14 protein-coding genes and 1 pseudogene are annotated in these 9,107 nt (G+C 39.3%); 12 read left to right on the top strand and 3 right to left on the bottom strand.

From position 1 onward, the window contains the following. Positions 1-12: 12 nt before the first annotated feature. Complete coding sequence (locus tag BWP33_RS07695; RefSeq protein WP_002642203.1) at positions 13-510, bottom strand: DUF488 domain-containing protein; 498 nt, start codon at positions 508-510, stop codon at positions 13-15. Between the two features lie 212 nt (positions 511-722). Here BWP33_RS07695 and BWP33_RS07700 point away from each other — a divergent pair, with 212 nt between their 5' ends. The 11 genes from BWP33_RS07700 (at position 723) to BWP33_RS07740 (ending at position 8,130) form a co-directional block, all read left to right on the top strand. Next, entirely contained in the window at positions 723-1,022 is a 300-nt protein-coding gene (locus BWP33_RS07700; protein ID WP_002643114.1) for a hypothetical protein, read from the top strand. 88 nt (positions 1,023-1,110) lie between these two features. Beyond that, positions 1,111-1,422, top strand: a complete 312-nt coding sequence (locus tag BWP33_RS07705) for a hypothetical protein (RefSeq protein ID WP_104930348.1) — start codon at positions 1,111-1,113, stop codon at positions 1,420-1,422. After that, positions 1,419-1,562: a hypothetical protein gene (locus BWP33_RS12440; protein WP_155999579.1), complete on the top strand. Its 144-nt coding sequence runs from the start codon at positions 1,419-1,421 to the stop codon at positions 1,560-1,562. Before BWP33_RS07705 ends, BWP33_RS12440 begins: the two co-directional genes overlap by 4 nt. Positions 1,563-1,761: 199 nt before the next feature. Then, positions 1,762-2,571 (top strand): PD-(D/E)XK nuclease-like domain-containing protein, encoded by an 810-nt coding sequence (locus BWP33_RS07710; RefSeq protein WP_002643116.1) that lies wholly within the window; start codon positions 1,762-1,764, stop codon positions 2,569-2,571. Positions 2,572-2,627: 56 nt separating this feature from the next. Continuing rightward, positions 2,628-3,539 carry a recombinase RecT gene (locus BWP33_RS07715; RefSeq protein ID WP_002643117.1) on the top strand — a complete coding sequence of 304 codons (912 nt, stop codon included), beginning with the start codon at positions 2,628-2,630 and terminating at the stop codon, positions 3,537-3,539. Positions 3,540-3,553: 14 nt separating this feature from the next. After that, positions 3,554-4,588 carry a coiled-coil domain-containing protein gene (locus BWP33_RS07720; RefSeq protein ID WP_002643118.1) on the top strand — a complete coding sequence of 345 codons (1,035 nt, stop codon included), beginning with the start codon at positions 3,554-3,556 and terminating at the stop codon, positions 4,586-4,588. A 52-nt stretch (positions 4,589-4,640) separates the two neighbouring features. Further along, entirely contained in the window at positions 4,641-5,471 is an 831-nt protein-coding gene (locus BWP33_RS13005; RefSeq protein ID WP_224451214.1) for a hypothetical protein, read from the top strand. 11 nt (positions 5,472-5,482) lie between these two features. Next, positions 5,483-5,695, top strand: a complete 213-nt coding sequence (locus BWP33_RS07730) for a DUF4224 domain-containing protein (protein ID WP_051010368.1) — start codon at positions 5,483-5,485, stop codon at positions 5,693-5,695. A 270-nt stretch (positions 5,696-5,965) separates the two neighbouring features. Further along, positions 5,966-6,802: a KilA-N domain-containing protein gene (locus BWP33_RS07735; RefSeq protein ID WP_104930362.1), complete on the top strand. Its 837-nt coding sequence runs from the start codon at positions 5,966-5,968 to the stop codon at positions 6,800-6,802. A gap of 85 nt (positions 6,803-6,887) precedes the next feature. Then, a complete protein-coding gene (locus BWP33_RS12445) occupies positions 6,888-7,043 on the top strand; it encodes a hypothetical protein (protein WP_158666824.1) in 156 nt (51 codons plus the stop codon). 40 nt (positions 7,044-7,083) lie between these two features. Then, entirely contained in the window at positions 7,084-8,130 is a 1,047-nt protein-coding gene (locus BWP33_RS07740; RefSeq protein WP_104930363.1) for a tyrosine-type recombinase/integrase, read from the top strand. Between the two features lie 185 nt (positions 8,131-8,315). Here the strand turns inward: BWP33_RS07740 and BWP33_RS13345 are convergent. After that, positions 8,316-8,504 (bottom strand): annotated as a pseudogene (locus tag BWP33_RS13345) (IS5/IS1182 family transposase); the annotation flags it as partial. A 99-nt stretch (positions 8,505-8,603) separates the two neighbouring features. After that, positions 8,604-8,741 (bottom strand): transposase, encoded by a 138-nt coding sequence (locus BWP33_RS13350; protein WP_483409498.1) that lies wholly within the window; start codon positions 8,739-8,741, stop codon positions 8,604-8,606. A gap of 171 nt (positions 8,742-8,912) precedes the next feature. On the opposite strand from BWP33_RS13350, the gene BWP33_RS12450 reads away from it, so the two are divergent. After that, positions 8,913-9,077, top strand: coding sequence for a hypothetical protein (locus tag BWP33_RS12450; RefSeq protein ID WP_158666825.1), 165 nt, complete (start codon positions 8,913-8,915; stop codon positions 9,075-9,077). The last annotated feature ends 30 nt before the right edge of the window (positions 9,078-9,107 follow it).

Genomic DNA, 9,107 nt, shown 5'->3' on the forward strand with positions numbered 1-9,107 from the left:
AACTAACTTTCCTTAAGAAAACAGAAGTTCAGGCTGCAACTGGTTCATTGTTTGATTTTTAGCGGCTTTAACATCAGCGTGAATTATCTCAACGCCATAACGGCGAATCATTTCTGCACCAACCAATGAACGGTGGCAAAATTGCGCGTCTGCCTCAAAACACAGCAATGCGCAACGCTTTTCACGCGCCAAATTATGCAGTTCGTCCAGTGCTAAATCTTGCGTTTGCAAATATGCTTTAAAACCTTTTTTATAAATCGCCCAATCATGATTGAGTTTATAACAATTGCGAACAGGCTTTGGGCAACCTAAAGCCGCTAAATGAGTATAATCGAAGCCATTTGCTGCCAATACGTTTTTTAGCGCGTTTTTAGAAAAACCAGCTTTGCGTGAAATCGGGCATTCGCGAATATCAATAATTTTTTCAATATCATATTTATCTAACATCAATAAAAACTGTTCAATATTCAAGCCTTCATAGCCTACAGTATAAAGAGTCAAAGTATCCATAAAGCTAATAATACTCTACTTTAAGCATTTTTGGCATTGGAAAAATTTATAGACCGCCCTTTGTGGCGGTTTTTTTTATGTATGTTGTAAATTAATACAAAACTTTAAATTCAATAAAATCAATTATTTTTGTATTTATTGTAAAAAAATTATTTACAATTAAGTAAAGTAAAACTATACTTCACTCATCAACAAAACGCAAGGCAAAAACGATGAGCAATATTGGTTATAACGATGGTTATTGGGGTTTTAGCGACGCTGCTGTTGACGAATATTACGGCTGGAGTTGGACAGACCACATGGAAAATATCGCGCATTCAATTGAACAAGAATTTAAAAAAGCCGTAAGTGGTTGGTTATTGGAAGATGCGATAGAACAGCTTGATTCAGAAGAATTAATTGAGTTCAAAAATGATGTTTCATTTCAGCGTGAATGGTTTTTTGAGTCGCTTCAATGGCAAAAAGAATTCACTCAAGATGAGTTGGATTACTGGTTTAAAAATTGGCAATAAAAAAAGTTTGTTTAACACAGGCAGTCTTGTTTCAGGCTGCCTGAAATAAGCAAATTTTTCAACAACAACATAATGAAAGGCAAGAAAAATGGCTTTTTCAGCAGAGAATAATTTCATTCTTCAAGAGAAATTAGAAGAGCAAAAAAATCTCATTCTTCAAGAGAAATTATCCGCGTTAGCGAAAAGCAAAGGGCTTGAAGAGATTGAGTGTTTCATGAGTCAGTTAGGGGCGATTGTTTACATCAAACCTTATGAATTTGTTCGTTTTCACATTGAGATTCGGTCTTGGAGTTTGAGTTTCATTAACGATGAAACGGTAGATGAATTTCTCAACGCAGTAGAGAAAATCGCGGAAGCATTTTTAAATAATTTTGACGTTTTTAAAGAAAAGGTTGAATGATGGAACAAGTGATTACTTTTCAATTGAATGTTTGGCAATTGGTAGGCTTGGCGTTTTTGTTTGGGATTTTGGTGTGTTTGACGGTAACGTTGGTTGCTTACAAATTCAATTTAATCAAATTATGCAAAGACTTAATGTGAGGCAGGCAGCATGAATGATGATGAATTTGATGAATTTGTGTTGCCACCCGACACGTTAGCCGAGATGGATTTAGAGCAATTAGCCATTTTGGAATATTTGAATTTAGATTGAGATTGAACATTCAGAAATTTCAAATCCAAACGGTTTTACCAAAGACCGTTTCAGTTTGGGATTTTTTTCAACAGCAAGGCAATGTTAATGAATTTCGCATTAAACACGATTTTACGTGGCATCAGCAACGCTGATTATCACGCCCATGAAGCCATTAGCAAAAGTGGGTTAGACAAAATTGCCATTAGTCCAGCTCATTATCAGGCTTACTTGCAAGGCAAAGGCAAACGCACCGCCGTATTGGAGTTTGGAAGCGCATTGCATGACTACATTCTGTTGCCTCAAAACTTCCAAAACGACTATATCGTTTTACCTGAAGCATTCAATAGCCGCACGAAAGACGGAAAAGCGCAATTAGAAGCGTGGCAAGAAGATGGCAAAATTATCATTAAAAATGAAGATTTTGAAAAAATTCAAGCGATGGCACAAAGCGTACAAAACCACCCAGCAGCCAGCGAATTACTCAAAGTGGGCGAGTCGGAGGTGTCTATCTTTTGGCAAGATGAAAACACAAGTGAACTTTGTCGCTGTCGTCCTGACTTTTTGAATGAACAATACAACATTATTGTTGATTTGAAAACCACGCAAGATGCTAGCCCAAAAGGATTTGCTAAAAGTATGGCTAATTATCGCTACCACGTTCAGGCAGCCTTTTATATGCAAGGTTTCTATCAAGCTACTGGGATTTATCCTGAACGTTTTATTTTTGTAGCGATTGAGAAAGAGCCGCCATATGCAGTTGGCGTTTATGACTTAAATAATGCTGCGATTGAATTGGGTCGTGAATTATATCAGCGAGATTTGCTTACTTTTCATCAAGCAAAACAAAGTCATCAATGGCAAGCCTATAACCAAGGAATTGAAACCTTATCGCTGCCAGCGTGGGCTTTTTATTAATTTATTAAAACGAGCGAAAGCCGTGTATTTCGCGCATAACTGAAAGGCTAAATATCATGACAAACACCACTGCATTAAAAGCCGCCGCCAAAGGCAATTTACAAACCCAAACCGCGCCACGCGATTTGAAAGCGATGCTTGCCAGTCCAAACATCATTAAACGTTTGGAAGAAATTATTGGCAAAAATACAGGCAGCTTTTGCGCCAGCCTGATTCAAATTTGCAACAGCAATTCGATGTTACAGCAAGCTGAACCTAATACCGTTATCAGTGCTGCCATTGTTGCTGCCACGTTGAACTTACCAATTAACAACGCACTGGGTTTTGCTTATATCGTGCCATTTCGCAACAACAAAGCAGGCGTAACCGAAGCACAATTTCAAATCGGTTACAAAGGCTTAATTCAACTTGCGATGAGAAGTGGGCAAATCAAACGCTTGGTAACAACAGAAATCTACGCAGAACAAATTATCAGCCGCAACCCAATTAAAGGCTATGAATTTGATTTTGATGTTTTACCGAAAAAGACCGAAGCACCAGCAGGATTTTATGCGTATATGGAATTAATCAATGGTTTCATTGCTGAAGTCTTTATGACGGTTGAAGAAATTCAGTCTCACGCATCACGATACAGTCAAACTTATCGTAAAGGCTACGGCGTATGGAAAGATAATTTTGATGAAATGGCGAAAAAAACCGTGATGAAACAACTGCTTTCAAAATACGCACCGATGAGTATTGAATTGCAACGAGCCACACTTGCTGACCAATCTGTTATCCAGCAAATCCCCGAAAGCGATAACGTGATTGATGCCGCATACAGCTATCCTGACAACAGCGCAGAAGTATTTGAAGTTGAACAGGAAAGCAAATCAGCAGGCATTAAAGAAGCCGAAGCAGATTTTAAAGATGCAACATCAACCGAATCATCAACCGAATCAATCCAAACAGACGGATTATTACTTTAAAGTAAGGAAATATTATGACAACCAACACTCAAATCGCTTTATATCAAGGCGTTGAAGTAGAACAAGCTGTATATATGGCGGCTTTTAGCCAAGAAAATGGCTTGCAAGAAATCATCAACCAAATTACCCAACAAGCCAAAGCACAAGCTGTTGAATTATCGGGCGATATTAACATCAAGAAAAATCGTACTGCTCTTTCATCATTGGCGCGTACTGTGGCGAGTGCCAAAGTTTCCATTGATGATACAGGGAAAAGTTTAGTAGAAGATGCAAAAGCGAAAATTAAAATTGTTGATGACAATCGCAAAAATGTGCGCGATAGCTTAGATGCGCTGCGTGATGAAATCCGCAAACCAGTAACCGAATGGGAAGAAGCTAAAAAAGCAGAAGAAGCTGCGCTTGAAGCTGAAAAAGCCCTTATCAAAACACTATCACAAGCAATTGATGAAAACGGCAACCGTAAAAACAGTATTCAGCTGCGTGAAGACTTTGAAAAAATTAGCCAACGGATTCAATCCGATAATGCAGATATTCAGGCTGCTGCCAAAGATGCCTTAAATCAATTGGAGCAGCACATTCAGGCAGCCGAGCAATACGAAGCTCAACAAGCTGAAATTGCCCGATTGGAAGCGGAAAAAGCAGCACGCGAAAAAGCTGAATATGAAGCAAAAATTGCAGCTGAAGCCGCCGAAAAAGCCAAACGTGAAGCGGAAGCCAAAGCACAAGCAGAACGCGAATTAGCTGAACGTGCAAAAATTGAAGCGCAAATGAAAGCAGAAGCCGCCGAGCGAGAGAAACAAGCCATGCAAGAACGCATGGAAGTTGAAAAGAAAGCAGCAGCCGAAGCTGAACGAATGCGGATTGAAGCGGAGCAACGCGAAATTCAAGAAGCAGAAGCCAAACGCGCTCAAGATATTGAATATAAACGACAAATCAACCGTGAAATTTACAACGTGATGATTTCGTGTGAAATTGAAGAAACCGCAGCAAAAGCTTTTTTGCTCAAACTTCAAAATGGCGAAGTGCCACATTTGAAAATTTGTTATTAACCAACATTCAGGCAGCCTGAAACTATTTTTTAACACAAACAAGGAAAAGAAAATGAGTAACAAATACTTTGGTCATGAAAACAAGCTAGGCGATAAAAACACGCTGGGCGATTTCAACGAGCTGGGCAATAAAAACAAGTTCGGCAATGAAAATACGTTTGGTCATGAGAACACGTTCGGCAATGAAAACAAGCTAGGCGATTTCAATGTGTTCGGTAACGGCAACACGTTCGGCGATGCAAACGAGCTAGGCGATAAAAACACGCTGGGCGATGAAAATACATTTGGCGATTTCAACACGCTGGGTAATCGTAATAAATTATGTGATTTCAACAGTCTAGGCTATAAAAATAAGTTAGGCAATAAGAACACGTTCGGCGATGGCAATGAGCTGGGCGATGAAAATGAGCTAGACAGTGAAAATACGTTTGGTCATGAGAACACGTTCGGCAATGGAAACAAGTTCGGCGATGGCAACGAGCTGGGCGATGAAAACACGCTGGGCGATGAAAATACATTTGGCGATTTCAACACGCTTGGCGATTACACCAAGCTGGGCGACAACTGCACTTTGGGCGAATCAAACAAATTGGGTAATGGTTTGAAATTTGGCAAAAAATTAACGATTGAGGGTGTTAAATGTCGTGATTTAATGACAATGGGAAATGTAGACGGTCTGGGCGGTCAAGGTCAAGTCGTGATTATTGTGCATACTGAGGGCATTAAAATTAGAGCGGGTTGTTTTTCAGGCAGCCTTGATGAATTTTGCGCTAACGCAGAATCTGAAAACAAAATCACATACAGTAAAGTGGTTCGCGCTGCTGCTGAAGCCTTTGAGCAATGCGTTAATGAAAAAGGCATGACAGGCGGTTGGGACGATTAAAAATGGAGTAGATGATGATGAATGTAGATTTGTTTCTGAATGCAGAAGAAGTGCATCAACTCACGGGATTTAAAAGAAAAACAAAGCAGATTCAGCAGCTTAAAAAAATGGGCATTCCGTTTTTCATTAATGCCACCAATCGCCCGATAGTCAGCCGCAGCGTGGTTGATGGCAGCGCGAAAGCCAAGCCGCCCAAAACACAAGGTTGGCAACCTGCCTTGTGAAAAAAACTTGCCAAAGAAACAGAAATGGGATATGCTAAAAAAAGCTACTCAATCGTAGCGCAGGATTGGCGTCCTGTTTCTTTCAAACGGCAATAGCCGCTTTCATGCGGTTTCTTTATTGCATTTTCGTTCTACCCAATGGGCAGGAACGTGTGGAGTATCGCAAGATACGCTGTTACCGTTTGAACAGTACGCCAATCCATACGTCTCTTGCCCACCTTTATTGGCGTAAAGTAGGCAAGTTTATAACTTCCAAACGGAGCAACTAAAATGCAAAATCAAATTTCAATCTGCAATACTTCAATCCGTCAAATCAATGGTCTTTATTCAATCAATGATTTACATATTGCATCAGGCAACCTGAAAAAACATCAGCCCAGTAACTGGTTAGCAAATCAACAAACTATTGATTTTATTGCTGAATGTGAGAAAACTGGAAATCCAGTTATTTTTAAAAAACAAGGAATTGGCACATTCGTTTGCAAGGAATTGGTTATTCACTATGCGATGTGGATTTCCCCAGCTTTCAGTTTACAAGTGATTCAGCACTTTTTAAATTCACTTTCAGGCAGCCTGAAACCCGATGCGCTGAAAACCAAAACCGCACTGCCCAACGGCTTAACTTTAGAACAGCAAGACGAGATTAAAAAATTCCATCGTGAATTAGTCCAAACGGCACCCAAAGAAAAACAAGCCAAGTTAGCGATTCAATTGTGGAGCAGCGTTAAATCAAAATTTGGCGTGTCGTACAAAGAAGTTGCCTCCGAACATTATCCCGAAGTGTTGAGTTTGATGGCGCGAGTGGCAGTGGAGCAGAACCAAGCCTTAAGTGGCGAAGTGTTGGACAAACCACAAAATCCGCAATCATTACCGATTGAATATTTTGAACATTTAGCGAAAATGATTCATTATGCTGATTCGTACCGCAAAATTCAAGAGTTGATGTGCAACAACCCCAACAGCAAATCAGCGCAAGATTTTTTGACATCGTTGAATTATTCAACCAACCCAAAACAAACAGGCTATCTGTTTGTTTTCAAACCAAATATCCAAAAAGATGTAAATGATGCGATGAATTCGCTGCACTATTATTCACAATTTGCCTAAAGCCAAATAGCACAAATTCAAGACAAACAGCTTGGATTTGTGCTATTTTCTTTTATAAATATATCAATGTAAACTGGATTTAAATATGAGTATTCAAATCAAAGCTAATGAACAAAGCGCGAGTGTGGCTGTAGAAATTTTAGCGAGTGGTGCGCGTTGGTTGCTTATCTTAACTGGGCTAGCTATTTTTTTTGGTACGGTTTTGTATTTTGCACGCCCCTATTTTTTTCAGGCAGCCTGAAAGGTTTTTAAATAAGATTAATTCGGGATAAACAGGCAGCATGAAAAAAGCACAAAACAATTTGCCACGCGGTATGAGAGCAAGAAAGCGTAGGCGAAAAAATGGCAATACCGTTATCTATTATTTTGGGGAGGTATCGCAAAATGGGAAACGTGTGGAAATTTCGCTAGGAACGGAATATTTTGTCGCAGTGAAAAAATGGGCAGAAATCAACATTGAGAAAATTTCGCCTAGCCAAAGCATTACTTTTTCGCAAGCAGCAGACAAGTACTTTGCAGAAGTCATTGAACCCAAAGGAAAAATCAACACCATCAATGGCGTGAAAAATTCAATCAAATCATTAAAAACATTTTTCAGCACACCCAAAGATGCGCCGTTGCATGAAATCACGCCTCAACATTTGAATAGATTTTTGGCATGGCGAAGCAGTGCGCCATCGTCTGCTAATGTTGAAATTGCTTTTTTTTCGGCTATTTTTGAACACGCGCAAAAGAGCGGCTACATTGATTTTGAAAAGAAAAATCCAGTCAAAGGCGTGAAAAAAAACAAAATTGAGAAGCGCGACAATTACATCAATGACAAATTATTTGATGTAGTGTATGAACACGCAGACCAACAGATGCGAGATTTAATGGATATTGCACTTTTGACAGGACAACGACCTATTGATATTTGTAGTTTGCACACCAGTCAAATTAGTGATGGCATTTTGAATATTAAGCAAGTGAAAACTTCGGCGCGTTTGCGATTTGAGATTTCAGGCAGCCTGAAAGAAATCATTGACAGAATTGCGCCTGAAAATGGTTTTTTGTTTTTAAACAAGCACGGCAAGCCATTAAACCGTCAGTTAATAACGAATTGGTTTTTAAATTTGAGAAAGCAAATTATGCAAGAACGTCCAGAGCTTGAAGAAGAGTTGAGAAATTTTCAATTTCGCGATTTGAGAGCTAAGGCGGCGACTGATGCGTATTTGCAAAACGACAAAGAGACTGCGCGAGAGTTGCTTGGACACACCAGTACAAATATGACAAACCGCTATATTAGGCAAGTTAAAGTTCAAAAGCCATTTAATAAGAAAAAGAAATAATTGCGGACTTGGCGAACTATTCGGAATTTCCGAGTAGTTCGCTGTTAAATGCGGTTTACTATGCTGTTTCAATTTGCAGTTTTGCGGAACGTCTCATTTTTTGCGGAACATCTTAGCAATGTATTAAATTATTTCTATTTAAAATCAATGAGTAATTTTGGATTATTTTATTTGTCTATAACAGCTGTAATGATAAATTCAATTGGATTACCACAAGCATCAACCGCTAAATGAATTTTAGACGTATGACCACCGATACTCTTACCAACAGCTTGATGCGTAATGGATTGTTTACCCATACCGTGTTGATGAACGCGGATATGGCTACCGTCCATAAAGACCCATTCCATATCGGGTGTATCTACCAAATGTTTGAAATGTTTGAATAATCGGGTAAAAATACCGCGTTTAGACCAGCGATTGAAACTTTGGTAAAGGCTGTTTGCTTTACCAAAATAACTAGGTATATCAGCCTATTGGCAGCCTGTACGTAAGCGAAACAGGATACCTTCTACTGTTTTGCGTAAATTTTTCTTGCGATAAATGCCAAGCTGTTTCAAAATAGGCAACAGTCTTGACCATGTTTCATTTGTAAGCGTGTTTCGGGACATGGCAAAGGTTTGGGATGGTTGCGTGGAAACAATATCTTAAATCCTTTGCCTCTTTTTTTGAATTGTCAATAGCCCCTAGCTAGGCGGCGCGATTGTATCATTTGTATATAGGATAGCGCAAAATGCTGAAATCATTAAAATGTCAAAATATTCATTGTAAAAGAAAAATTGGTGAAGTCATGGGTACAAATTACCGTATTATCATTCAATGTCGCCGTTGTAAAACGCGCAATACGTTTGAATCCAAGTAAGTTTTTTCGCGCACCGAGCGTGCCTAACCAACGGTACGTGTGTTTTAAACAAGCACACGCACCGTTTTCTTTGGGGTACGCATGAATTACACACAAGCCCTACAAGATACGCTTT

It is taken from the genome of Simonsiella muelleri ATCC 29453, assembly GCF_002951835.1.
GTDB classification, from domain to species: Bacteria; Pseudomonadota; Gammaproteobacteria; order Burkholderiales; family Neisseriaceae; genus Simonsiella; species Simonsiella muelleri.